Here is a 24,731-nt window from a genome sequence, read left to right as displayed (position 1 = left end):
CGATCCGCGTAAACCCTATTCCCTAAGCCAAAAATAGCTTAAAATGCCATCGTTCGCACATTGATAAACAAAACCGGCTTTGGCCGACACATTTCAGGAAACGACAATGTTAGACTTGACCCACTTAAACGAGAACAACGAAGCCCACATGGTGGATATTTCCGGTAAAGCCTCCACCGCCCGCACCGCCCGTGCCAGCGGCGTCATCAACATGAGCCCGCAAGCCATCGGCCTCTTGGCCGATAATGCTGCACAAAAAGGCGACGTCTTAGGGGTAGCACGCGTGGCGGCAATTCAGGCCGCCAAACAAACCGGCTTTCTGATTCCGTTGTGCCACCCGATTTCACTGACCCATGTGCGCGTAGATTTCAATGTCGATGTCGAACTGGCACGCGTCAAAGCCACCGTGACCGCCACCACCGAAGGCCAAACCGGCGTGGAAATGGAAGCGCTCACCGGCGTCAACATTGCACTTTTGACCATTTACGACATGATGAAAGCCGTTGATAAAAGTATGACCATCACCCAAATTCATTTGGAAGAGAAAACCGGCGGCAAAAGCGGCAACTTTCTGTTTAACAACGATTTTGAAAACATCGACTACTAAACAGCACTAAATATCGCTTTCTCATTCTGCTAAGTCTGCACGATTGCTTTATAATCGGTGCAGACTTTTTATTGAAAAAGGCCGTCTGAAACATTCGGGCGGCCTCAAGCGATACTATGAACGATGCCCAACTCTTACGCTTCAGCCGCCACATTTTATTGGACGAAATCGGCATTGAAGGCCAAGAAAAATTATTACAATCCCATGCTGTGGTGGTCGGCTGCGGCGGACTCGGTGCCGCCGCGCTGCCCTATCTCGCCGCCGCCGGCATCGGCCGCCTGACCATCGCCGATTTTGATACCATCGACGACAGCAACCTGCAACGCCAAATCATGTTCACCGAAGCCGACATCGGCCGCAGCAAAGCCGAAGTGATGGCAGGCCGTCTGAACGCGATTAACAGCGCGGTGGACATCACCGCCATCACCGAAGCACTCGACGAAGCGCGCTTAACCGAATTGCTGCAACACGCCGACATTATCTTGGATTGCTGCGACAATTTCGCCACACGCCAAGCCGTCAACCGCGCCAGCGTAGCCACGCGCACACCTTTGGTTTCCGGCGCGGCGGTGCGCTTCGAAGGCCAGCTTGCCGTATACCGTCCCGACTTGGCAGGCTCGCCCTGCTACGCCTGCCTGTTTGACGGCGATTCCGCCAGCGACGGCGCCTGCGCCTTATTCGGCGTATTCTCACCCTTGGTCGGCATCATCGGTACCGGCCAAGCCGCCGAAGCCTTGAAAATCCTGATGGGCAGCGGCACCGCCCAACACGGCTGCCTGCGTGTGTATGACGGCTTGTCGGGCGATTGGCAGAAATTTGAATTCGAGAAAAACCCCGATTGCCGCGTGTGCGGCCAACATTGATTTAAATACGGAAAGGCCGTCTGAAAAGGTTTAAACGACTCTTTTCAGACGGCCTCTTTCCTTATGCCGGCCACTTCAATCAATATTCAGCCGAATGCCAAAACGGCTGTCCGACTGTCGGCGTACTCGCCCGTGCCTGTTCGCGCGCTTGCACCGGCCCGGCTTCGAATGCGGCGCGTCCCGCTTCGGTAGCAAATGCAAATGCGCGCGCCATATTCACCGGATCGCCCGAGCGTGACACGGCTGTATTGAGCAACACGCCGTCAAAACCCCATTCCATTACCTGCGCCGCTTGAGACGGCAAACCCAAACCCGCATCGATAATCAGCGGCGTGTCGGGCAAACGTTCGCGCAACACTTTCAGCGCATATTCATGTACCACACCCAAGCCGGTGCCAATCGGTGCCGCCCACGGCATCAATGCCTGACAACCGGCATCAAGCAAACGGCGGCAGGCGATTAAATCTTCGGTGCAATACGGCAGCACTTTAAAACCATCATTAATCAGGATTTTCGCCGCTTCGGCCAATTGGAACACATCGGGCTGCAAGGTATCATCATCACCGATTAATTCCAATTTAATCCAATCGGTTTCAAACACTTCCCGCGCCATTTGCGCCGTGGCCACGGCTTCCTGCACGCTTTGGCAACCGGCCGTATTGGGCAGCACCGGCACATTCATTTGCTGCAACAAATCCCAAAAACCCTGCCCGTGCGCTTCACCTGCCGAGCCCGCACGGCGCAGTGATACAGTAATCATGCCGGGTTTGGCCGCTTCGACCGACTGGCGCAATACTTCCGGCGTCGGATAAGCCGCTGTCCCGAGCAGCAGGCGCGAAGCAAACGATTCTTCATAAAGATTCAACATGATGTTCCTTTCCGCTTCAACCGCCGACCACCGGGCGTACAATATCGACTGCATCGTTTTCGTTTAAAAGCGTTTTCCCATACACGCCTTTAGACACAAATTGCGTGTTTACAGCCACGGCAAACGGCTTCGCAGGCTCGACTTCCGCCATCAAATCAGCAACGTTTTTCCCTGAAAATTCAAAACTTTTACCGTTAAGTTTAATGTTCATGCCAACTTTCCTTGAGGCCGTCTGAAACGTTTCAGACGGCTTATTCATCCCACAAAGCCTGAAACGCTTTAACCGCTGCTTCAGGGTCTGCCGCTTCGGTAACCGCACGCACCACCGCCAGCGATGCCACACCTGTCGCCAACACTTCGCGCGCATTATTCAAATCAATACCACCGATGGCCACTACCGGCGTATCACCCGCCTGCTGCACATATTGGCGCAGGTTATCCAAACCTTGCGGCGCAGTCGGCATTTGCTTGGTCGTGGTCGGGAAAATCGCACCGCTGGCCACATAGCTCGGATTCACCGACAAAGCGCGGTCAAGTTCGCTTACCGAGTGTGTACTCAAACCTAAGCGCAATCCGGCGGCTTCAATGACAGCCAAATCGGCGGTATCCATGTCTTCTTGCCCCAAATGCACGCCATACGCGCCCGCTTTCACCGCCATTTGCCAGTGGTCGTTGATGAAAAGCTGGGCATCGCTGCCTCGGCAGACGGCAACGCAGCGTTCGATTTCACGGTATAAGTCATCGCCGCTCAAATCTTTATTGCGCAACTGCACCGTATCCGCACCGGCTTTCACCATACGCTCGACCCAGTCGGCAGTCGGAACGACTGCGTAAAATTTCAAAGGGTTAACTAATTTTGGGAACTGCATTTTAGGTTTCCTTATATAGTTTTCAGACGGCCGCCAAGCGCACATAATCCAAGCCGGTTTCGGCATCGGATTCGGCAATCTCACCGCCGTCGAACAGGTTGGCCGCCAAGCGCACTGCTGCACCTGCCACTGCCGGCGAAATCATAAAACCGTGGCGGAACAGGCCGTTTACTTCAATCAAACGCGATGCCTCATGATAACGGATTTCCGGATTATGATGGTGTAAAGTCGGGCGCAAGCCGACAGCAATTTCGCGGATTTCGGCCTCACCAAAAGCCGGATGCACGGCATACAGCGCCGACAACAACTCCAACCCCGAACGCACACTGGCCGGCGCCTCGCTTTCGCTTTCCAATTGAGTCGCACCAATCACAAACAAATGATTTTCTTTCGGCGCAATATAGAGCGGATAACGCGGATGCAGCAGGCGAACCGGACGGTTCAGACTGACTTCGGGCGCATAAACGCGCGCCACTTCACCGCGCACACCGCGCAAACGGCTCGGTTCAGACGGCCTGTTCCAACGCGCTTTGGCACCATAGCCGCGACAATCGACAATACCGTCAAATCCTTGCAAATCAGCCACTTCACACACTTCCTGCCAATGGCAATGCACACCGATGTCTTCCAGCGTATCCGCCAACGACACCAGCACTTGGCGGTTATCCAACTGGCCTTCGCCAGGCAGATACAGGCCGTCTGAAAAACGACCGGCCAGTTGCGGCTCATGATCGGCAATATCGGCGGCACACCAGCGCACAGTCGGGTTCTCCCCTTGATTGGCGCGGCTTAAATGCTGCTGAAAATCGCGCGACAAAGGTTTATCCTGCCCATGCCACACAATCAAACTGCCGTTTTCCTGATGGAACACCGGCGTTTTCAGACTGCTTGTGATGTCGCGCCACAAATCCATGCTTTGCCGCCCGAGCGCCACCACCAACGGCGTGGCTTCCACCGATTCGGCCAAGGGCGCAAGCATCGCCGCCGCCACATAAGCCGCTGCCTGCTCCCCCGTACGCGTACCCTTATCAAACAGCGACACTTCAAAGCCTTGCTGCGCCAAACCCCATGCGGTTAAACGACCGGATAAGCCGCCGCCCAATATTGCGATGTGTTTCATCTTTTGCTCTTTATTAAATTAAAAAATGACCGTATGGCATTGTAAACAATTTAATGATACGGATAAAGGCCTGAAACCTTTGCAACCCCGCCCCCCAAAAAAAACCTCTAAATTCCCCTAAACCGAATTTAGAGGATTTTTTTGGGCGGCTTTTTCCAACAACCGCTCAAACCATCATTGCCATCAAGGGCATCGACCGCTTCCCGCTGCTCAAAATCGACCAAGCCATCGATTGGCAACCCATCCATACCTGTCTCGAACAACAAAAAAACCGCTGCTTCCCCGACCACCACGGCTGTCTGGCCTATTCCCTGCCCTCCATGTTCAAAGCCGTCCTGACTGGCCAATGGCACAGCCTCTCCGTCCCCAAACTCGAACACAGCCTGATTACCCGTATCGTCCCCAACCTCTTCTGCGGCTTCGGCGAACCGGACATTCCCGGCCACAGCACACTCTGCCGCTGCCGCAACCGGTTAATGCAAGACCAAACTTTGCCTTATCCGTCGGAACCGATTAACCGGCAAAGGCTTAAAAGTAGAAAAAGCCGCCGCCGTTATCGACGCCGCCATCATCCAAACTACCGGCGGCAAACAACACCTGTACCGGCCAAGAAGGCTGTACCGGCCAACTGCATGTCAGCCCCGCCAACGAACACGAGTGCCGCCACTTCGAACCTTTATTGAACGGCATAACCGAATACACCGCCGTATATGCCGGCAAAGGCTGCAATGCTTAAACAACAAAAAAACTTTCAGACGGCATCATGCGGAAAGCCCGCCGTGGCGTCCCTTAACAGATGAAGGCAAACAACGCAACCGATACTTATCAAATACCCGTTATGCGGCGGAACAGGGTTTCGGTACCTTGCACCGCAAATTCCGCTGCTATTGCCATAGGGCAACATATTTCGGCTTACGGAAAGCGAATGCGCAAAGTCATTTGAAAGCGGTGTGTTTGAATTTGCCCGAAGCGGCAAACAAACTCAGCCTCATTGCGCCTGCTGCCTGAAAAGGGAGCACCCGGGAAATCGGGCGCTTGGGCGGCAGGATTCGGGGGAATTTAGGGAAACTTGGGGAAATCTGTGTGTTTGGAGGAGAAATAAAGGTTACTTGATAACTCAAGTAATCTTTATTGTTTGGGAAAGGGAATTTTGCAAAGGTCTCGGGCTGATAATCCGGGCGAACATCATCACACGTCCGATTCAAATCGTAGCCGAATCGCTCAGAAATTTGCGCACGGATAAACGCCTTACCCTGCCCGATTCTCACCCACTAAATCGCCGCAGCTACAACCCGTGCACCTTTAATGCCTTCAGGATGATTGTGCGTGACGACGGCAGATTGCACGGCATAATGCAATACATCTTTCAAATTATCAAATGCCCACCCTACCGCCGACACGCGCATAGCCGATCCATTACCCCAACTGCCATACGGTTGCGGACTTTCCTGAAAAATCCATTCACGGAACCGCCCGCCATATGCACTTTTCGAATTGGGCTAACGACGGCACCAGCTTTGCAAAATAGCCGCCAAATGATCCGGACAACCTTGATTCACCCAATCGGCAACGGCAACGGCACAACCGTATCATCAGTAAAATCAGCCTCGGCACCAAACAGCTCGAAATCAGTGTGTTTATAAGGATTACATTCAAACGGCGAACCGACAATATCGCCAATGAACGCGCCCAACGTATTGTCTCCCGTACATCACACAAGGCCGTCTGAAACATTCAGACAGCCTCATTTCTTAACGCTTTGGCAATTCCACTACCACAGTATTAGCCAAATAATCCTGCAAAGTGCGGCGGTCGCTTTTCACTTTAAACAGCATCACCACACACGCCACATAAGCAGCAAGCTGTATAAAATTACTCAACAAATCAAACATATCGGGATTACCGGTAATTGATTGGGCGACATACGCAATAACACCCGCGGCCAAGCCCAATAAAAAGTAATAGGCCGCTTCGCGCATAAATACCGTACCGAAAAACCCGGGATTGGTGCCATCGGTTTTCAACACCCGAATGCCCAACATTTTTTTACCCAATGATTGGCCGTCTTTGCTCATAAAATAAATCTGCACCGCACCATAGATCACCAACACCGCAATGCCAATCATCAGCCAAGTCATGTTGATTTCGGGCAAGGTTATTTCTTTTGACGCGCTGGCACGCTGCAAATAGCCGCTCTCGCCGGTCAATACCGAAATAATCAGCGGAATATACGCAGCAATATTCAACACGCTATTGAGGATTACCGCTCCCATCCGCTTCATTGGCGGCGCCAAATCCACTTCAATTTGTTGCCCCATCATTTCAGACGGCATCGAATTCATATCATTCATACGTTCACCTTTTAATGAGATTTAAACACGCATATTTGCGCATTTGCAAAAATTTCAATAAAAACCTTTACATTTTTTTCAGACGGCGTTAAAACACTTACTTTATTCATTTCAGAATTTTGTTAACAATTTCCCTCAAGGAGCACAGAATGAAAGTAGGTTTCGTTGGTTGGCGCGGCATGGTCGGCTCAGTATTGATGCAACGCATGAAAGAAGAAAACGATTTCGCCCACATTCCTGAAGCGTATTTCTTCACCACGTCCAACGCCGGCGGCACCGCCCCTGATTTCGGCCAAGCAGTCAAAACTCTGCTGGATGCCAATGATGTGGCCGAACTGGCCAAAATGGACATCATCGTAACCTGCCAAGGCGGTGATTACACCAAAGCGGTTTTCCAACCACTGCGCGACAGCGGCTGGAACGGCTACTGGGTTGATGCAGCCTCTTCTTTGCGCATGGCTGATAATGCTATTATCGTCTTAGACCCGGTTAACCGCAACGTCATTGATGACGGCCTGAAAAACGGTGTGAAAAACTACGTCGGCGGCAACTGCACCGTTTCCCTGATGCTGATGGCATTGGGCGGCTTGTTCCAAAACGATTTGGTCGAATGGGCTACCAGCATGACCTATCAAGCCGCTTCCGGCGCCGGCGCGAAAAACATGCGCGAACTGATTGAAGGCATGGGTGCTATCAAAGCACAAGTAGCCGATGAATTGGCCGACCCTTCCAGCGCCATTTTAGACATCGACCGCAAAGTTTCCGACTTCCTACGCAGCCAAGACTATCCCAAAGCCAATTTCGGCGTACCTTTGGCCGGCAGCCTGATTCCTTGGATTGATGCCGACTTAGGCAACGGTCAATCCAAAGAAGAATGGAAAGGCGGCGTGGAAACCAACAAGATTTTGGGCACTGAGCAGCCAATTGTGATTGACGGCTTATGCGTGCGCATCGGCTCTATGCGTTGTCACAGCCAAGCCATTACGTTGAAACTGAAAAAAGACTTGCCAATCAAAGAAATCGAACGCATTTTGGCCGAAGCCAACGATTGGGTGAAAGTGGTGCCGAATAAAAAAGAAACCAGCATGAACGACCTGACTCCTGCCGCTGTAACCGGCACACTGAACGTACCGGTCGGCCGTATCCGCAAGCTGGGCATGGGCGGCGAATACATCAGCGCGTTTACCGTTGGCGACCAATTACTGTGGGGTGCCGCCGAACCGTTGCGCCGCGTATTGCGCATTATCTTAGGCAATCTGTAAAACAGATAAACAAAAGAGCAGCGGTTAAAACCCGTTACCCTTTTTATCATTAAAAGGCCGTCTGAAATTTTCAGACGGCCTTTTATTTTATTCTTTTAGGAAAGCTTTATTTCACCAACTTCAAACCTTTTTTCGGTTTAGATTCTGCTTCAGCAGCAGGTTTCTGCTCAACTGCTTTATTGGCTTCATCAGGCGCATAAGGCTCGACCTCAAAGCCCATGCCTTCGCCGCTCTCCCTACCGAAAATGCTGACAATATGCCCTACCGGAATCCAAATATCGTGTGCAACGCCACCGAAACGGGCAGAGAAATTAACCCATTCGTTATCGATGTTCAAATTATGGCTGGCAGCTTGGCCGATGTTTAAAACAATCTCGTTTTCGCGCACATACTGCATCGGCACGCGGGTATGCTCGTTTACCCACGCAACGATATGCGGCGTTTGGTTGTTATCCAAACACCATTCATATAAGGCACGGATTAAATAAGGTTTGGTACTGGCAGTCATCTGCCCTCCTTGAAATCAGCAATTAACGGCGCATGGCTTTTTCAGCCGGCGTCAAAGCTTCGATAAAGGCTTCGCGTTGGAAAATGCGTTCGGCGTATTTCAACAATGGGGCGGCGGTTTTACCCAATTTGATGTCGTAATAATCCAAACGCCACAGTAATGGTGACAAGGCAACATCAATCATCGAAAATTCATCACCCAAGATGTATTTGTTTTTCGAGAATGCCGGAGCCAACAAAGTCAAGCCGTTGCCGATAGCTTCACGCGCTTTGGCTTGCTCTTTATTGGTAGATTCAGCATTTTCCAAAATCTTCACTAAGCTAAACAACTCTTTTTCCATGCGGTATAAAACCAAACGGCCGCGACCGCGCATCACGGGATCGCCCGGCATCAATTGCGGATGCGGGAAACGCTCGTCAATGTACTCATTGATGATGTTTGATTCATACAAAATCAAATCGCGCTCGACCAATACCGGCACTTGGTTATACGGATTCATTACCGCCAAATCTTCCGGCTTGTTAAAAATATCGACATCTTTGATTTCAAAATCCATACCCTTTTCGTACAACACGAAACGGCAGCGCTGGCTAAACGGGCAAGTAATGCCTGAATATAAAGTCATCATAGCGTTTGGCTCCTAATTGCATACCGCCTTTCAGACGGCCTATATATAAAGTTAATGGCCTGATTATATACGATTGCGTGATTTAAAGCTAGGAAATCAAGTTAATGCTTTATTTTTATTAATTATTTTTCAGAATTTCCATTCTACTAACACAAAAAAGCAAGCCCGCAGGCTTGCTTTTTATCGTGCTTCTCAGTGAACGTCTTTCCAGAATTCTTTCTTCAGGAAGTAAGCCAATGGCAACATCACTGCCAGCAGGAAAATCATCACGATGTAACCGGTACGATGGCGTTGCAACTGCACCGGCTCACCCATGTACACCAAGAAATTGACCAAATCACGAGCGTAAGCGTCGTATTCTTTTTCAATTACTTTGCCATTTGGCAGGCGGCGGCTGTGCAGGCCGGTGGATTCCCAGTAGAGTTTAGGCTCTTTGACACCATGTTCGTTTTCAACCCAAACCGGTTGGCCTTTGGCATCCAGCTCGACAGCTTTCACGCCTTGTTGTTCCCACAATGGGTGCGGCATACCTACTTTGTCGAATACGGTGTTGTTCCAGCCGCTCGGACGGGTAGGGTCTTTATAGAAGCCGCGCATGTAGGCGTACAGGTAGTCTGCGCCGCGGGAACGGGCAATCAGCGTCAAATCAGGCGGTGCGGCACCAAACCATTTTTGCGCATCTTTCGGGTTCATTGCACCCATCATCACATCGCCGACGTTGTCGGTGGTGAACATCAGGTTTTTCTTGATTTCTTCATCAGACAAACCGATGTCTTTCAGACGGTTGAAGCGCATGCCGCTTGCAGAGTGGCAAGACAGGCAGTAGTTGGTGAAAATCTGTGCGCCTCGTTGCAGGCTGACTTGGTCGCGCAGGTCGATATCGACTTTTTCATACGCAGCATGGCCGCCGGAAGCAACTGCTGCACTCATCGGTACTGCCAACAGCAAGGCAGCAAACCAGTTTTTAAGCGTTTGTTTCATTTTAGCTGCCCTCATCAGATATTGGTTGCAAACAGGTAAGCACCTACTGCGGTAATCGCGGCATAAACAAAGAACATGATTTTTTGTTTGCCGGTGCTCATGGTTACACGTTGCGGTACTTCTTTGTTGGTGTCCAGCTTGGTGTAGAAAGGCATGCCCAAGAAGAACGCAAAGTAGATGACAGACAGGATTCGTGCAACCAGCGTGCGGGTGTCGGTGGCAACCATTGCGCCCAAGATACCCAAGCCGATGAAGGAAATGATGAACAGGACAACGGCGGTTTTGAAAATCGGGCCGCGGTAGCGGATGGATTTAACTTCGCCTTTATCCAGCCAAGGCAGCAGGGCAATCAGAACCACGGCTGCACCCATGCCGATTACGCCCCAAACTTGTGTGCCGAGGAAAGAAGGAATGGCACGCAAAATGGCGTAGAACGGAGTGAAATACCATACCGGCGCAATGTGCGGCGGGGTTTTCAACGGGTTGGCTGCATCGAAGTTAGGCGCTTCGAGGAAGTAGCCGCCGCCTTCCGGTGCGAAGAACAATACGGCACAGAATACGATCAGGAATACCACAACGCCCAATATGTCTTTAACGGTGTAGTAAGGGTGGAACGGAATGCCGTCCAAAGGTACGCCGTTTTCGTCTTTCAGTTTTTTGATTTCCACGCCGTCAGGGTTGTTGGAACCGACTTCGTGCAGGGCAATCAAGTGGGCAACCACCAAGCCGATCAATACCAGCGGCACGGCAATCACGTGCAGGGCAAAGAAGCGGTTGAGGGTAACGTCGGATACGTTGAAGTCGCCGCGAATCCAAGTGGAAAGGTCTGGGCCGATTACCGGAATGGCGGAGAACAGGTTGATAATTACCTGTGCGCCCCAGTAAGACATCTGACCCCAAGGCAGCAGGTAGCCCATAAAGGCTTCAGCCATCAGTGCCAGGAAAATCAGCGAGCCGAAAATCCACACCAGTTCGCGGGGTTTTTTGTACGAACCGTACACCAAGCCGCGGAACATGTGCAGATAAACCACGATAAAGAAGAACGATGCACCGGTAGAGTGCATGTAGCGGATAATCCAGCCGCCGGATACGTCGCGCATGATGTATTCGACTGCGGTAAAGGCGGCAGGCAGATGGTAGCTGTTCAGGTTGCCGTCCGGCTTGTAGTTCATGGTCAGGAAGATGCCGCTGACGATTTGAATCACCAGCACCAAAAGTGCCAGCGAGCCGAAGAAATACCAGAAGTTGAAGTTTTTCGGTGCGTAGTATTGACCGACATGGTCATTCCACATTTTGGTCAGGGGGAAGCGTGCGTCCACCCAGTCCAGCAATGCTTTTGATTTGCTATTGGTTTGGTTTGCCATAGTTCAGTTCCTTATTTTTAGTCTTCGCCAACCAAGACGATGGTGTCGCTCAGATATTTATAAGGCGGCACGACGAGGTTGGTTGGTGCAGGAACACCTTTATATACGCGGCCGGCCAGGTCGAATTTCGAGCCGTGGCAAGGGCAGAAGAAGCCGCCTTTCCAATCGGCACCCAAGTCGGCCGGGGCGATGTCGGGACGGAAGGTCGGCGAGCAGCCCAAGTGGGTACAGATACCGATGGCAACCAAAATGTTCGGTTTAATCGAACGGGTTGCGTTTTTAGCGTATTCAGGCTGCTGGTCTGCGTCCGAAGCGGGGTCGGCCAGCTGGCTGTCGAGCGATTTCATGTCTTTGAGCTGCTGTTCCGTACGGTTGAGCACCCAAATCGGTTTGCCTTGCCATTCGGCGGTAAGTAATTGGCCTGCTTCGATTTTGCTGACATCTACTTCAATGGCAGCACCGGCGGCTTTGGCTTTTTCCGACGGGAAAAAACTTGCCACGAAAGGCGTTACCACGCCCAAGGCGGCGACACCGCCCGCACCGCAGGTTGCGAGTGTCAGGAAACGGCGGCGGCCGTTATTGATTTCTTGATTATCCATTATTCAGTCGTCCTAAGAATTTTGGGAATACCGAGCCATTAAACAGTGTAATTCTACCTAGTTTGTCGTAATACTCAAAGCATTATTTAAAATAAGGTAAAGATTTTGTGATATTTCTCAATATTCAGGCAGGGTTTTGTTCGTCAAAGCGACATATTTCTACATTAAAGACATCTGCAATCGCCTTGCCCAGCGCCTGCACGCCGTAACGCTCGGTTGCATGATGGCCGGCGCTGATAAACGCCACACCGCATTCGTTGGCCAAATGGTATTGCGCTTCGGAAATTTCACCGGTCACATAAGCATCAACCCCTTCGTCAACGGCCGTCTGAAAAAAGCCTTGCGCACCGCCGGTACACCACGCAATGCGTTTGATTTCGCGATTCATGTCGCCCACGACAACCGGCTGGCGCTGCAATTTATCGGCCATGCCGTCTGAAAGCTGCCGTAAGGTTTGCGGTGTGTTCGGACGGCCCACATTCAACAGGTTTTGATCACCGCACTGGTAATCCAATTCCCAACCCAGTAAAGCCGCCAATTGCGCATTATTGCCCCATTCGGAATGCGCATCCAAAGGCAGGTGGTAGCCGACCATATTGATTTGGTGTTGCAATAATGTTTCGATACGCTCTTTTTTCCAGCCGGTAATCGTCAAAGGCTCGCTTTTCCAAAACATGCCGTGATGCACCAGCAACATATCTGCGCCTTGTTCGACGGCAAAATCAATCGCCGCTTTACTGGCGGTTACCGATGTCGCGATTTTGTTGACCGTTTCACGCCCTTCGACCTGCAAGCCGTTGGGCGCATAGTCTTTAAACAGGTTCACTTGCAGATTTTCTCGGCACCAATCCAATATTTCCTGACGTGTCGCCATATTGTCTTCCTTTGCTTACATTCTTCTAAAGTAGCGCATTTTATCTGAAAATCCCCTGCGCTTTTCAATCATTACACTTAAATAAACAGCCGTTCTCATTTACACATTTGATTATTAACCGTTTGCACATCAACATGAATTATTTTAATATTCACACTTCACAAACAAAGGCCGTCTGAACGGACCCCCATGGATTCGATTATTGAACTGCGACATTTAAAAACCTTGCTGGCATTGGAAGAAACCGGCAGTGTTTCCTTGGCGGCCAAACGCGTTTTTCTGACCCAATCGGCTCTGTCGCACCAAATCCGCGCTTTAGAAAACTATTACGACACGCCTTTGTTTGAACGCAAGTCCACTCCCTTGCGCTTCACACCGGCCGGTGAACGCCTACTGCAACTGGCTCGTGATTTAATGCCGCAGGTAGCCACTGCCGAACGCGATTTGGCGCAGATTATCGAAGGCGAAGCGGGTGAGTTGCGCGTAGCGGTGGAATGCCATACCTGTTTCGATTGGCTGATGCCCGCAATGGGTGAATTTCGTCCGCTGTGGCCGCAAGTCGAATTGGATATTGTTTCCGGTTTCCACGTCGATCCGGTCGGCTTGCTGCTGCAACACCGTGCCGATGTGGCGATTGTTTCCGAAGCCGAGCCTCAAACGGGCATCACTTATTTCCCGCTGTTTTCTTATGAAATGGTCGGCATTTGCGCCAAAGACCATCCTCTGAATCATAAGAATATTTGGGAAGCGGAAGATTTTTCCGACGAAACGCTGATTACCTATCCCGTTCCCGATGACATGTTGGATTTGGTAAAAAAAGTATTGAAACCGAAAGGCGTCAATCCCCCGCGCCGCCACAGCGAACTCACCATCGCGATTATCCAATTGGTCGCCAGCCGCCGCGGTATTGCCGCCCTGCCTTATTGGACGGTGATGCCTTATTTGGAAAAAGGCTATGTCACCTCATGCAAAATCACTTCAGACGGCCTACGCAGCGAACTCTACGCCGCCATGCGCACGGAAGACGTACACAAAAGCTATATCGATAATTTCTGCCAAATCGTGCGCGATCGCAGCTTTGCCGATTTATCCGGCTTGAGCGTGTTGGAAATGAAATAATTTGGTGTTCATCAAAGAGGCCGTCTGAAAGGCTATTTCCTTTCAGACGGCCTTGTTATTTGGTTGATATAGTTTATTCTTTTCTACCACCTATCCAAATTCATCAATATGATTTTATTATGTTATTTTTTCTTAAATAAAATCATATATTTAAACCTTTTCAAAATCCCGGATTTGAGTAGAGTTCGAAGTGAGCGCGGCACAGGAGGCACAGACCTATCATTTAGGACAGGTAAGTTTTCGAGCAGCGCATAGCGAAGAAATGTGCCAAAGACGGGGCGTTTTCAAAGATCCCGGGCCGTCTGAACCTATTCAGACGGCCTATGATGTAAAGAATAGTAAGCCGCCTCAAAAAAGTGTAGAATACGCCCCGTTTATCACTCTTGTCTCACGCAGACTTACCCGTCATGGACCTTCCCAGTAGTTTATTGGCTGAAGACGCCATCCGCAACGCCCTTCACTAATCCCGCCGAATGCTCTACCGCACGGCGGGCGGAGCATTTATGAGCCACGAACCAGAACACAAAATCCACGAAGCCGCTGATGCCGGTGAAAGCGATGTCGAACGCATTGCCGCCGATTTCGGCCTTATCCACGCGCTGTGTGAAATTCTCGAACCCGCTTTCCCGCAAATCGAAGCCGGCACGCCGATTGAAGACGAAGCCCTGCGCGTAAAGTTCACCGAACTGACCGTCTTATTGAGCGAATTGCACCCTGCCGACGTCGCCGATGTGCTCGAATCGCTGCCGCAGCGCGAACGTAACATCGTTTGGCTGTTGGTTGCACCGGAAGACGACGGCGAAATCTTGCTGGAAGTGTCCGATTCCGTCCGCGAAACACTGATTGAATCGATGGACAAAGACGAGCTGCTCGCCGCCATCGATGATTTGGATGCCGACGAATTGGCCGAACTGGCCGACGATTTGCCGCACCAAGTGGTTTATGAAGCCCTGCAAACCCGTGACGAAGAAGAGCGCGCGCAGGTTCAGGCGGCGATGTCGTATGAAGACGACCAAGTCGGCGCGATTATGGACTTCGAACTGGTCAGCATCCGCGCCGACGTAACTTGCGAAGTGGTGCTGCGTTACCTGCGCCGTTTTGAAAGCCTGCCCGACCATACCGACAAAATTTTCGTGGTTGATGAAAACGATATTCTCAAAGGTGTGTTGACCATCCGCAGCCTGCTGGTGGCAGACCCTGAAGAATTGGTGGAAAACGTAATGGCCACCGATGTGGTGCGCTTCCGTCCTGACGATAACGTCGAAGAAGCCGCGCAAGCGTTCGAACGCTACGACTTGGTGACTGCGCCCGTGATTGATGAAAACAAAAAGCTCATCGGCCGTATCACCATTGACGAAATCGTCGATGTGATCCGTGAAGAATCTGAAGCCGACATGTTAAACATGGCCGGTTTGCAGGAAGAAGAAGACTTGTTTGCACCGATTTTGGATTCAGTGAAAAACCGCTGGATGTGGCTCGCCATCAACCTGTGTACCGCCTTTCTCGCCAGCCGCGTGATTGGCGCGTTTGAAGGCAGCATCGAAAAAATCGTTGCCTTAGCCGCCTTAATGCCGATTGTAGCCGGTATCGGCGGCAACTCGGGCAACCAAACCATTACTATGATTGTGCGCGCGATGGCGGTCGGCCAGATTACCGGCATCCAAGCCAGCAAACTGCTGAAAAAAGAAGTCGGCGTAGCCTTGGTCAACGGCATCTTGTGGGGCAGCGTGATGGGCTTGGTATCGTGGGTATTGTACGGCAATTTGGGCATAGGCTTGGTGATGGTTGCCGCGATGACCTTAAACCTGCTCTTGGCCGCTACCGTCGGCGTATTGATTCCGGTGGTACTCGATAAAGCCGGCCGCGACCCGGCGCTGGGCAGCTCTGTGCTGATTACCGCTGTCACCGACTCGGGCGGCTTCCTGATTTTCTTAGGTTTGGCGACCATCTTCCTGCTTTAAAATAGATTTAATACAGGCATCAAGGCCGTCTGAATAATATGTTTCAGACGGCCTTTTTCGCCATTCAAACTAAATAAAATCTTACAAGACTAAATAAAAATAATGTTTTATAATTAAAAAAATAATATTTTTCTTAGCTTTGGATATGAATTACGATAAAATCAACCGCAAGCTGGCGATTTTGGCGGATGCGGCCAAATATGATGTATCCTGCTCATCCGGCGGCAGTTCGCGCAAAAACGACGGCGGCTTGGGCAATTCGTCACGCACGGGTATCTGCCACAGTTTCACTGAAGACGGCCGCTGCGTTTCATTGCTCAAAATCCTGCTGACCAACCATTGCATCTACGATTGCGCCTATTGCGTGTCGCGCCGCAGCAATGACATTCCGCGCGCCGCGTTTACGGTGGAAGAAGTGGTCGATTTGACCATGAATTTTTACCGGCGCAACTACATCGAAGGGCTGTTTCTCAGTTCGGGTATTTTCAAAAACGCCGACTACACCATGGAACGCTTGGTACGCATCGCCAAAAAACTGCGCACCGAACACCGCTTCAACGGCTACATACACCTCAAAGCCATACCCAAAGCATCGGACGAAATCCTGCAGGAAGCCGGACGCTACGCCGACCGCTTGAGCATCAATATGGAAATCCCCACCGTTTCGGGTTTAGAGCGGCTCGCTCCTGAGAAAAAACACACCGATATCATCCGGCCCATGCTGTTTGTCAAAAACGAAATCACCGCTACCGCCGACAGCCGCAACACCATCAAATCCACGCCGAAATTCGCACCGGCGGGACAAAGCACGCAGCTCATCATCGGCGCCGGCGGCGAAAACGACCGCCAAATTATCCACGCTGCCGGACGCTTCTATCAAAACTACGGTCTCAAGCGCGTGTATTACTCGGGCTATGTGCCGGTGCTGGAAGACAGCCGCCTGCCGCCTTTATCGGCGCAAGTGCCGCTGCGGCGCGAAAACCGTCTGTATCAAGCCGATTGGCTGATGCGGTTTTACGGTTTTGCCGACCATGAAATTCTCGACCGCGAGCAGCCGTTTCTCGATTTGGACTTCGATCCCAAACTGGCTTGGGCGCTTCGCCACCGCGCTTATTTTCCCGTGGACTTGCAGCATGCACCGCTGGAAATGATTCTGCGCGTGCCCGGCATCGGCATAAAATCGGCCAAACGCATTGTGCAGGCACGCCGCTTCCGCATGTTGGCGTGGGCGCAGTTGGTGAAAATGGGCATTGCCCTCAACCGCGCACGCTATTTCATCACCCTGCCCGAACCCAACCGCTACGCGGCCTTAATCGACAGCCCGAATTTACGCAGCCTGTTGTTGCAGCAGACCTGCTCGAAATTCATGCAAAGCGATGCGGTGCAGGGGGATTTGTTCGGATAAACATAACAAGCCGTCTGAACGCCTAAAACCGCTTTGCGACACATGTTTCAGACGGCCTCTTTGGTGAGAAGCAATCATGACCGCACCCGACCAATACACCTTACTCTACGACGGCAGCTTCGACGGTTTGCTCAGCGCGGTGTTTACCGTGTATGCCGGCAAATATCCGCCCGATTGCGTGCACATTACCGCCGACCCCAACGATGCCGATTTGTTCGGCCATACCGTATCTGTGGCCAACAGCCCCGAACATGCCGCGCGCGTACTCGAGCGTTTGCAGCGGCAACTGGGCAGATGCGGCATCCAAACGCTGATTTACGGTTTCCTCGTCAACGACAAAGACATGCCCGACACCTTCCTGCGTATTGTCCGTCTGGCATTGGCGCATCCCGACCGCCCGAATATTCTCAGCGACTACGGCCACCCCGATGTGATGCAGTGGGCGCAATGGGTGAAAACCGTCAGCCGCGAAAAGCACCACATGGAAGCGTTTGTCCGCTTTGAAGAATACCATGTGCAGGGCAAACCCGATCCCGTTTACATCGCCCGCATCGAGCCGCAATTTGATATCCTGCCGCTGATTACGCGTTTTTTCCGCAACCGCTACTCCGGCATGCAATGGCTGATTTTCGATGTCGGCCGCAGATACGGCGTGTATTTCGACAAAACCGCGGTGCATCAAATCCGTGATTTGGATACTTCCGGCGAACACGCCGCCCCATCCGATCGCGAACGGCATTATCAGAAGCTGTGGCAACGTTATTTCAAAAGTGCCACCGTCACTTCGCGTATCAACCTGCGCCAACACCGGCAAATGATGCCGCAGCGCTATTGGCGTTACCTGACGGAAAAGCGGCCGATGTTGCGTGAATAAAGGCCGATAACTTTGCCCCAAAAATCCTCTAAATTCCCCTAAACCGAATTTAGAGGATTTCCCATCAGCAGCTTTTTCCAACAAACCGCCCAAACCATCATTGCCATCAAGGGCGTCAACCGTTTCCCGCTGCCCAAAATCAACCAGGCCATCGATTGGCAACCCATCCATACCTGTCTCCGGCAACAAAAAAACCGCTGCATTCCCAACCACCGCGGACGTCCTGCCTATTCCTGCCCTACATGTTCAAAACAGTCCTGATCGGCCAATGGCACAGCCTATCCGACTCCGAACTCGAACACAACTTGATTACCCGTATCGACTCCAACCTCTTTGCGGCTTCGACGAACCGGGCATTCCCGACCACAGCACACTCTGCCGCTGCCGCTACCGGTTAGCGCAAGACCAAACTCTGCCTTATCCGTCGGAACCGATTAACCGAAAAAGGCTTAAAAGTAGAAAAAGCCGCCGTTATCGCCGCCTCATCCGAACCGCCGGCGGCAAACAACGTCAGGCCATTGAAACCGATGAGGAGGGTATCACCGGCGAAACCGTCTCCGGCAAAGGCAAAGACAACAGAGTGGATGGATATTGCAGTCATCACCTTTAATGAAACTGAAAGACCCAAAATCCGCCCCTTCCTCCGCCGGACGGGAAAGGGACAGGTTACAGTATATTCAACAATTACCGATTTAGCTTTTAAAAGCTGTCTGAAACCCTTTCAGACGGCCTGTTTTCTTTGCTATGATAAATCTTTCCCCTTCCCGCCTCCCCACTATCATGGACCTGCTCGATACCGCCCGCCGCTATTCTCCGTTTCTCGCCCGCAATTTAGATTCAGGCCGTCTGAAAGCGGAAATTTTTCATCCCATGCTGAAAAAAGTTTTAAGCATGGAAGATTTCCAAACCTTTGCCGATTGGGACAAAATCCGCGCCGATGAAAACGAAGAAGAGTTGGCCAAGCAGTTGCGCGAGTTGCGCCGCTATGTGGTGTCGCAAATTATCGTGCGCGATGTGAATCGTTTGAGCGATTTGGACGAAGTGACACGCACGGTTACGCTGTTTGCCGATTTTGCCATCAATATGGCACTGGATTTTTCCTATGCCTATTATCAAGACATACACGGCACGCCCATCGGCCGCTACACGGGCGAGCCGCAGCATTTGAGCGTGGTGGCGATGGGTAAGGCCGGCGGTTACGAGTTGAACGTATCGTCCGACATTGATTTGATTTTTGTGTATCCCGAATCAGGCTCGACCAACGGCAAGCGCGACCGCGACAATCAGGAATTTTTCACGCGCGTGGGCAAGAAGCTGATTGCGCTGTTGAACGATGTCACCGACGACGGCCGGGTGTTCCGCGTCGACATGCGCTTGCGGCCGGACGGCGATTCAGGCGCGCTGGTATTGAGCGAAACGGCCTTAGAGCAATATTTGATTCAGCAAGGGCGAGAATGGGAGCGCTATGCGTGGTGCAAAGGCCGTGTGGTGACGCCGTATCCGAACGACATTGGAAGCTTAATCCGCCCGTTTGTGTTCCGCAAATATTTGGACTACAACGCCTACAGCGCCATGCGCAGCCTGCACCGCCAAATCCGCAACGAAGTCAGCAAAAAAGGCTTGGCAGACAATGTGAAACTCGGCGCGGGCGGCATCCGCGAAGTCGAATTTATCGCGCAGATTTTCCAAATGATACGCGGCGGGCAAATGCGTGCGCTGCAATTGAAAGGCACGCAGGAAACGCTGTTGAAACTGGAAGAATCGGGCATTATCCCGAACGGACAAGTCGTTGCGCTGCTGGAAGCCTACCGCTTTTTGCGCGATGTCGAACACCGCCTGCAATACTGGGAAGACCAGCAAACGCAAACCCTGCCGACCACGTCCGAGCAGCGGCAATTGCTGGCCGAAAGCATGGGTTTTGCCGATTACGCCGCTTTTTCAGACGGCCTCAATGCCCACCGCAGCCGCGTGAATGCTTTGTTTAACGAAATTTTGAGCGGTTCGGAAAGCGAAATCGACGAAAGCAACCACGAATGGCTGTGGGCTTGGCAGGAAGCGCCGGATGAAGAAGAACGCGCCCAACGCCTGAACGAACACGGGTTCCATGCCGACAGCGTGGCTGCCCGACTCGACCAATTGCGCGGCAGCCACAAATACCGCCATTTGTCGGCGCAGGCACAGCCGCGTTTCGATGCGATGGTGCCTGCCTTTATGCAGGCCGCCGCCGCCCAACCCAACCCTACCGACACTTTTATGCGCCTGATGGATTTTCTGGAAAACATCAGCCGACGCTCGTCTTATCTCGCCTTTCTCAACGAACACCCGCAAACCCTGCAGCAACTGGCCGAAATCATGAGCCAAAGCTCGTGGGTTGCCGCTTATCTCACGCAATACCCGATTCTGCTCGACGAACTGATCAGCACCCAACTGCTTGAAACCGATTTCGATTGGCCGAAGCTGGCCGCAGAGCTTTCAGACGGCCTCAACAACTGCAAACACGACACCGAAGCGCAAATGGACATATTACGCCATTTCCAACATGCCCAACTCTTCCGTTTGGCGGTACAGGACTTGGCCGGATTGTGGACGATTGAAGCCCTCTCCGACGAACTCTCCGCGCTGGCCGACACCGTGATTGCCGCCGCGCTGCCGCTCGTGTGGGCCGATATGCCGAAAAAACACCGCGATACGCCGCAATTTGCCGTCATCAGCTACGGCAAGCTCGGCGGCAAAGAATTGGGCTATACCTCGGATTTAGACTTGGTTTACCTGTTTGACGACAATGATCCTTACGCGCAAGACGTGTATATCCGCTTTGCCCGCCGCCTGACCAACTGGCTTTCCGCCCCTACCGGCGCAGGCACGCTCTACGATGTCGATGTGCGCCTGCGCCCGGACGGCGACAGCGGTTTTCTCGCCCAAAGCGTGGCCGCTTTTGAAAAATACCAACGCGAAAACGCTTGGACGTGGGAACACCAATCCCTCACCCGCGCCCGCTTTATCTGCGGCATGCCCGAGATTCGGACGGCCTTCGACCGCATCCGCGCCGATATTCTCACCACCGAACGCGACACCGCCAAGCTGGCACGCGAAATCATCGAGATGCGCGAAAAAATGTTCTCCACCCATCCGCCTGCCGACAGCAACGTCAAATACGCACGCGGCGGAGTGGTCGATGTCGAATTCATCGTGCAGTACCTGATTTTGGCACACGCCCGCCAACACCCCGAATTGCTCGACAACTACGGTAACATCGCGCTTTTAAACATCGCCGCCGACTGCGGTTTGATCGACAAACAACTGGCCGAAAAAAGCCGCACCGCCTACCGCTTCTACCGCCAACAGCAGCACAACACCAAGCTGCGCGATGTCGGCAAAGTGGAAGTGAATGACGTTTTACTGAGACATTATGAAAGCGTTCGCAAACTGTGGCTGAAGGTGTTCGGAGAAGAAGCGAAACAGGGGGTAAAGGCCGTCTGAAAGGGGACTGGGCTTTGTAGATAAATGATGATTTACAGTAAAGCGAATGAAGCATGATAAACCCCATTCCCCTTACTTTCTGGTCAATGGAAGGCTGCTGTTTGGTTCTATTAGGTTGTTTGCGGAAAATTTTTGATTATTTTCAAAACAATGTAGAGCTAAATGAAGCATGACAAGAATAGGCTTCGCTTGAATTTGTTTCAGACTAATAAATGATATAAAAAATAACTTATAGCGAAAAATTATTTTTTATATCAAGAATATGATTTTTAATATATTGATTTTTATAAAAATTTATGGTATAATTTATCCATATGATAAAGCTTTATCAATGGAAGCTTTTATGTTAAAAATAGGTTCCAACCAATTTTTCATTTTAGCTATAATTTTCATTTTATGTTTCCTTTTTAAAGTAACAGTGAAAGAATTTTTTTCTAACCATAATGATACCATATTTATTGAATAAAATCAAATAATTAAGAAAATGTTCCGATAAAAAAAGCCGTCTGAAAAATATCTTTTCAGACGGCCTTTTATCATGACGTCAACCCCGCTTACGCGTTCAGCAAGCTTTCGTCCAAAGCCAAATCTTCGTTCTTATTGACGGCCACTTTGCGCGCCAATACGTTTTCGGCAATGCCTTGCGCTTCGGCGAGCGAGTGCATTTGATAAGTACCGCACTGGTATTCGTTCAATTCCGGAATTTTGCTTTGGTCTTGCACGTTCAACACATCGCTCATCGACGCCAGCCACGCTTCGGCAACTTGGCTTTCAGACGGCGTGCCGATTAGGCTCATGTAAAAACCGGTGCGGCAGCCCATCGGCGAAATATCGATGATTTCCACATCGCTGCTGTTCAAATGGTCGCGCATAAAACCGGCAAACAAATGCTCCAGCGTATGAATGCCTTTTTCCGGCAAAATTTCTTCATTCGGAATACAGAAACGCAGGTCGAACACGGTAATGGTGTCGCCTTTCGGGGTGGTCATGGTTTTGGCCACGCGCACGGCAGGTGCGTGCATGCGGGTGTGGTCAACTTTGAAACTGTCTAATAAAGGCATGGTCTTTTCCTTAAATGCTTTTATGAAAAGTCGAATCAGGCGGTCAGTTTACAGCCCAGCCACGGCAACGTCTTCGCCCGAAGCTGCGCTCAAGGCATCGTTTAATACGGCGAAAAATTCACTGTTGTCGCGGGTGGACAACCATTGGCCGTCTTTTTCGGTGAAATGGTAACCGCCGCTTTTGGCCGCAATCCACAATTCCTGATTGGGCGTGTGGCGGTTGACGATAATCTGCGTGCCGTCGTCGGCTTCGATGGTCAATACGTTTCCGGCAAACCGGCAATCGAAATTCCAGCCGTTTTCATCGATTTGATCCTCGATGCGGTTGAACAATTCTTCCGTGTGGCGGATAAATTCACTCTCGGTCATCATGGCTTTTTGTGTGTTTTTTGTTTAAGATACTCAATCTTGCCACATTCACGCTCAACACGGAAGTTTTCCTATGAAATCCTGCGTATTTTTATCGGTTGCGGCGGCGGTTTTGCTGTCGGCCTGCGGTTATAAAGGCGATTTGTATCTACCTAAGGAAGGCGACAAAGCGCGTTTCGGCGTGATTCAAACCGGCCTCGAATTTAACCGCAACTCCAAAGAACCCACCACCCAATCACCAGATTAAACGATTATGACACTTTATTGCGAACAAGTCCCCCATACTCATTTGGCCGAAGAATTCGGCACGCCGCTGTATGTTTACAGCCAAGCCGCACTGACTGAAGCGTTTGGCGCCTACACTTCCGCTTTTGCCGCGCTCGACCCACTGATTTGCTATGCAGTCAAAGCCAACGGCAATTTAAGTATCATCAAACACTTTGCTGCGCTGGGCAGCGGTTTCGACATCGTATCCGGCGGCGAGCTGGCGCGCGTTTTGGCGGCCGGCGGCGATGCATCGAAAGTGATTTTTTCCGGTGTCGGCAAAAGTGAAGCCGAAATCGAATCCGCACTGAATGCGGGCGTAAAATGCTTCAACATGGAAAGCATTCCCGAAATCGGCCGCATTCAAAAAGTGGCGGCCAAACTCGGCACCACCGCACACGTGTCGTTGCGCGTCAATCCCGATGTCGATCCGAAAACCCACCCGTATATTTCTACCGGCCTGAAGGCCAACAAATTCGGCATTGCCTATGCCGATGCTTTGGCTGCCTACCAACATGCCGCCAAACAGCCGAATCTTAAAATCGTCGGCATCGACTGCCACATCGGTTCGCAACTCACCGATTTAAGTCCGCTGGTCGAAGCCTGCGAACGCATTTTGCTGCTGGCCGATACTTTGGCCGAGCACGGCATTGTGCTGGAACACTTAGATTTAGGCGGCGGTATCGGCATTGTTTATAAAGACGAAAACGTGCCTGATTTGGCTGCCTATGCCGCCGAAATCCACCGGCTCCTGGCCGGCCGCAACTTGAAGCTGATTCTCGAGCCCGGCCGCAGCTTGGTCGGCAACGCCGGTACCCTGCTCACTCGCGTGGAATTTGTCAAAGCCGGCGAAGAAAAAAATTTTGTGATGGTCGATGCCGCCATGAACGACCTCATGCGTCCCGCCCTTTACGACGCTTACCACCACATTGAAAACGTCGAACAAAAAGACATCTGCCCGTTTACCGCCGACATCGTCGGCCCGATTTGCGAAACCGGCGACTTTCTCGGCCAAAACCGCCAAATCGCCTGCGAAGCCGGTGACTTGCTGGCTGTGCGCAGCGCGGGGGCATACGGCGCGAGCATGGCCAGCAACTACAACGCCCGCAACCGCGCGGCGGAAGTGTTGGTCAACGGCAGCGAGGCCAAACTCATCCGGCAACGCGAAACCTTAGAGCAGCAAATGGCCAATGAATTGGCGTGTTTGTAAGGATTTGGTGTTGGCAAACCGAAAGGCCGTCTGAAAGTTGAATTTAAGCTTTCAGACGGCCTTTTGATATTTTTGTAAATAAAAAACCACAAAA

Annotated in this window: 26 protein-coding genes and 2 pseudogenes; 12 read left to right on the top strand and 16 right to left on the bottom strand. The window is 51.5% G+C overall.

The window, feature by feature from the left end:
• The first annotated feature begins 106 nt into the window (after positions 1–106).
• Together moaC and H4O27_RS01470 are read left to right on the top strand one after the other, a co-directional pair.
• A complete protein-coding gene (gene moaC, locus H4O27_RS01475) occupies positions 107–607 on the top strand; it encodes a cyclic pyranopterin monophosphate synthase MoaC (RefSeq protein ID WP_165008638.1) in 501 nt (166 codons plus the stop codon).
• Positions 608–723: 116 nt separating this feature from the next.
• A complete protein-coding gene (locus H4O27_RS01470; protein ID WP_165008637.1) occupies positions 724–1,470 on the top strand; it encodes a HesA/MoeB/ThiF family protein in 747 nt (248 codons plus the stop codon).
• 79 nt (positions 1,471–1,549) lie between these two features.
• Here H4O27_RS01470 and H4O27_RS01465 read toward each other — a convergent pair whose 3' ends face one another.
• From H4O27_RS01465 to H4O27_RS01450, 4 genes are read right to left on the bottom strand one after another with little or no spacing between them, the layout of a single operon-like run.
• A complete protein-coding gene (locus tag H4O27_RS01465; protein ID WP_165008636.1) occupies positions 1,550–2,338 on the bottom strand; it encodes a thiazole synthase in 789 nt (262 codons plus the stop codon).
• Positions 2,339–2,354: 16 nt separating this feature from the next.
• Positions 2,355–2,549 carry a sulfur carrier protein ThiS gene (gene thiS / locus H4O27_RS01460; RefSeq protein WP_165008635.1) on the bottom strand — a complete coding sequence of 65 codons (195 nt, stop codon included), beginning with the start codon at positions 2,547–2,549 and terminating at the stop codon, positions 2,355–2,357.
• Between the two features lie 40 nt (positions 2,550–2,589).
• Positions 2,590–3,207, bottom strand: a complete 618-nt coding sequence (gene thiE, locus H4O27_RS01455) for a thiamine phosphate synthase (RefSeq protein WP_165008634.1) — start codon at positions 3,205–3,207, stop codon at positions 2,590–2,592.
• Between the two features lie 22 nt (positions 3,208–3,229).
• Positions 3,230–4,327, bottom strand: coding sequence for an FAD-dependent oxidoreductase (locus H4O27_RS01450; protein WP_165008633.1), 1,098 nt, complete (start codon positions 4,325–4,327; stop codon positions 3,230–3,232).
• Between the two features lie 173 nt (positions 4,328–4,500).
• Here H4O27_RS01450 and H4O27_RS01445 point away from each other — a divergent pair.
• A pseudogene (locus H4O27_RS01445) lies at positions 4,501–5,335 on the top strand (transposase).
• On the opposite strand, the gene H4O27_RS12900 reads toward H4O27_RS01445, so the two are convergent.
• The 4 genes from H4O27_RS12900 to H4O27_RS01435 form a co-directional block, all read right to left on the bottom strand.
• Positions 5,263–5,595 carry a hypothetical protein gene (locus H4O27_RS12900; RefSeq protein ID WP_226883562.1) on the bottom strand — a complete coding sequence of 111 codons (333 nt, stop codon included), beginning with the start codon at positions 5,593–5,595 and terminating at the stop codon, positions 5,263–5,265. The pseudogene H4O27_RS01445 and the gene H4O27_RS12900 overlap by 73 nt on opposite strands.
• A gap of 3 nt (positions 5,596–5,598) precedes the next feature.
• Entirely contained in the window at positions 5,599–5,784 is a 186-nt protein-coding gene (locus tag H4O27_RS12895) for an ADP-ribosylglycohydrolase family protein (RefSeq protein WP_226883480.1), read from the bottom strand.
• Between the two features lie 98 nt (positions 5,785–5,882).
• Positions 5,883–6,020 carry a hypothetical protein gene (locus tag H4O27_RS12890; RefSeq protein ID WP_226883414.1) on the bottom strand — a complete coding sequence of 46 codons (138 nt, stop codon included), beginning with the start codon at positions 6,018–6,020 and terminating at the stop codon, positions 5,883–5,885.
• Between the two features lie 58 nt (positions 6,021–6,078).
• Positions 6,079–6,678 carry an RDD family protein gene (locus H4O27_RS01435; RefSeq protein ID WP_165008632.1) on the bottom strand — a complete coding sequence of 200 codons (600 nt, stop codon included), beginning with the start codon at positions 6,676–6,678 and terminating at the stop codon, positions 6,079–6,081.
• Between the two features lie 149 nt (positions 6,679–6,827).
• Here H4O27_RS01435 and asd point away from each other — a divergent pair, with 149 nt between their 5' ends.
• On the top strand, positions 6,828–7,940 hold the full coding sequence (gene asd / locus H4O27_RS01430) for an aspartate-semialdehyde dehydrogenase (protein WP_165008631.1): 1,113 nt from the start codon (positions 6,828–6,830) through the stop codon (positions 7,938–7,940).
• Between the two features lie 106 nt (positions 7,941–8,046).
• On the opposite strand, the gene H4O27_RS01425 is transcribed toward asd, so the two are convergent.
• The 6 genes from H4O27_RS01425 to H4O27_RS01400 all read right to left on the bottom strand — a co-directional run bounded on the left by H4O27_RS01425 (position 8,047) and on the right by H4O27_RS01400 (position 12,894).
• Positions 8,047–8,448 (bottom strand): ClpXP protease specificity-enhancing factor, encoded by a 402-nt coding sequence (locus H4O27_RS01425; RefSeq protein WP_165008629.1) that lies wholly within the window; start codon positions 8,446–8,448, stop codon positions 8,047–8,049.
• Between the two features lie 22 nt (positions 8,449–8,470).
• Complete coding sequence (locus H4O27_RS01420; RefSeq protein ID WP_165008628.1) at positions 8,471–9,076, bottom strand: glutathione S-transferase N-terminal domain-containing protein; 606 nt, start codon at positions 9,074–9,076, stop codon at positions 8,471–8,473.
• 192 nt (positions 9,077–9,268) lie between these two features.
• Positions 9,269–10,057: a cytochrome c1 gene (locus tag H4O27_RS01415; RefSeq protein ID WP_193004308.1), complete on the bottom strand. Its 789-nt coding sequence runs from the start codon at positions 10,055–10,057 to the stop codon at positions 9,269–9,271.
• A 14-nt stretch (positions 10,058–10,071) separates the two neighbouring features.
• Entirely contained in the window at positions 10,072–11,421 is a 1,350-nt protein-coding gene (locus H4O27_RS01410) for a cytochrome b (RefSeq protein WP_165008626.1), read from the bottom strand.
• Positions 11,422–11,438: 17 nt separating this feature from the next.
• The gene (gene petA / locus H4O27_RS01405; RefSeq protein ID WP_165008625.1) at positions 11,439–12,020 is read right to left on the bottom strand and encodes a ubiquinol-cytochrome c reductase iron-sulfur subunit; all 582 of its coding nucleotides are present in this window, start codon (positions 12,018–12,020) and stop codon (positions 11,439–11,441) included.
• A 124-nt stretch (positions 12,021–12,144) separates the two neighbouring features.
• Positions 12,145–12,894 (bottom strand): Nif3-like dinuclear metal center hexameric protein, encoded by a 750-nt coding sequence (locus H4O27_RS01400; protein WP_165008624.1) that lies wholly within the window; start codon positions 12,892–12,894, stop codon positions 12,145–12,147.
• A gap of 189 nt (positions 12,895–13,083) precedes the next feature.
• Between H4O27_RS01400 and H4O27_RS01395 the strand changes: the two genes are divergently transcribed.
• The 6 genes and pseudogenes from H4O27_RS01395 to glnE all read left to right on the top strand — a co-directional run bounded on the left by H4O27_RS01395 (position 13,084) and on the right by glnE (position 21,733).
• Positions 13,084–14,013 carry a LysR family transcriptional regulator gene (locus H4O27_RS01395; RefSeq protein WP_165008623.1) on the top strand — a complete coding sequence of 310 codons (930 nt, stop codon included), beginning with the start codon at positions 13,084–13,086 and terminating at the stop codon, positions 14,011–14,013.
• Positions 14,014–14,516: 503 nt separating this feature from the next.
• Complete coding sequence (mgtE, locus tag H4O27_RS01390) at positions 14,517–15,974, top strand: magnesium transporter (RefSeq protein ID WP_165008622.1); 1,458 nt, start codon at positions 14,517–14,519, stop codon at positions 15,972–15,974.
• 145 nt (positions 15,975–16,119) lie between these two features.
• The gene (locus H4O27_RS01385; protein WP_165008620.1) at positions 16,120–17,379 is read left to right on the top strand and encodes a putative DNA modification/repair radical SAM protein; all 1,260 of its coding nucleotides are present in this window, start codon (positions 16,120–16,122) and stop codon (positions 17,377–17,379) included.
• 76 nt (positions 17,380–17,455) lie between these two features.
• Positions 17,456–18,253, top strand: a complete 798-nt coding sequence (locus tag H4O27_RS01380; RefSeq protein WP_165008618.1) for a TIGR03915 family putative DNA repair protein — start codon at positions 17,456–17,458, stop codon at positions 18,251–18,253.
• Between the two features lie 63 nt (positions 18,254–18,316).
• Positions 18,317–18,833: pseudogene (locus H4O27_RS01375) on the top strand (transposase); the annotation flags it as partial.
• A 200-nt stretch (positions 18,834–19,033) separates the two neighbouring features.
• Positions 19,034–21,733, top strand: coding sequence for a bifunctional [glutamate--ammonia ligase]-adenylyl-L-tyrosine phosphorylase/[glutamate--ammonia-ligase] adenylyltransferase (glnE, locus tag H4O27_RS01370; RefSeq protein WP_165008616.1), 2,700 nt, complete (start codon positions 19,034–19,036; stop codon positions 21,731–21,733).
• 554 nt (positions 21,734–22,287) lie between these two features.
• Here the strand turns inward: glnE and luxS are convergent.
• Complete coding sequence (gene luxS, locus H4O27_RS01365; RefSeq protein ID WP_165008614.1) at positions 22,288–22,794, bottom strand: S-ribosylhomocysteine lyase; 507 nt, start codon at positions 22,792–22,794, stop codon at positions 22,288–22,290.
• Positions 22,795–22,842: 48 nt separating this feature from the next.
• The gene (cyaY, locus tag H4O27_RS01360; protein WP_165008612.1) at positions 22,843–23,166 is read right to left on the bottom strand and encodes an iron donor protein CyaY; all 324 of its coding nucleotides are present in this window, start codon (positions 23,164–23,166) and stop codon (positions 22,843–22,845) included.
• 70 nt (positions 23,167–23,236) lie between these two features.
• Here cyaY and lptM point away from each other — a divergent pair, with 70 nt between their 5' ends.
• Together lptM and lysA are read left to right on the top strand one after the other, a co-directional pair.
• The gene (gene lptM / locus H4O27_RS01355) at positions 23,237–23,410 is read left to right on the top strand and encodes an LPS translocon maturation chaperone LptM (protein ID WP_095502428.1); all 174 of its coding nucleotides are present in this window, start codon (positions 23,237–23,239) and stop codon (positions 23,408–23,410) included.
• Positions 23,411–23,416: 6 nt separating this feature from the next.
• Positions 23,417–24,637 (top strand): diaminopimelate decarboxylase, encoded by a 1,221-nt coding sequence (lysA, locus tag H4O27_RS01350; protein WP_165008610.1) that lies wholly within the window; start codon positions 23,417–23,419, stop codon positions 24,635–24,637.
• Positions 24,638–24,731: the final 94 nt, after the last annotated feature.

Origin of the sequence: Neisseria yangbaofengii (genome assembly GCF_014898075.1) — a bacterium.
GTDB classification, from domain to species: Bacteria; Pseudomonadota; Gammaproteobacteria; order Burkholderiales; family Neisseriaceae; genus Neisseria; species Neisseria yangbaofengii.
Note: the sequence above shows the minus strand (reverse complement) of the source record. Positions and strands in the feature narration are given on the sequence as shown.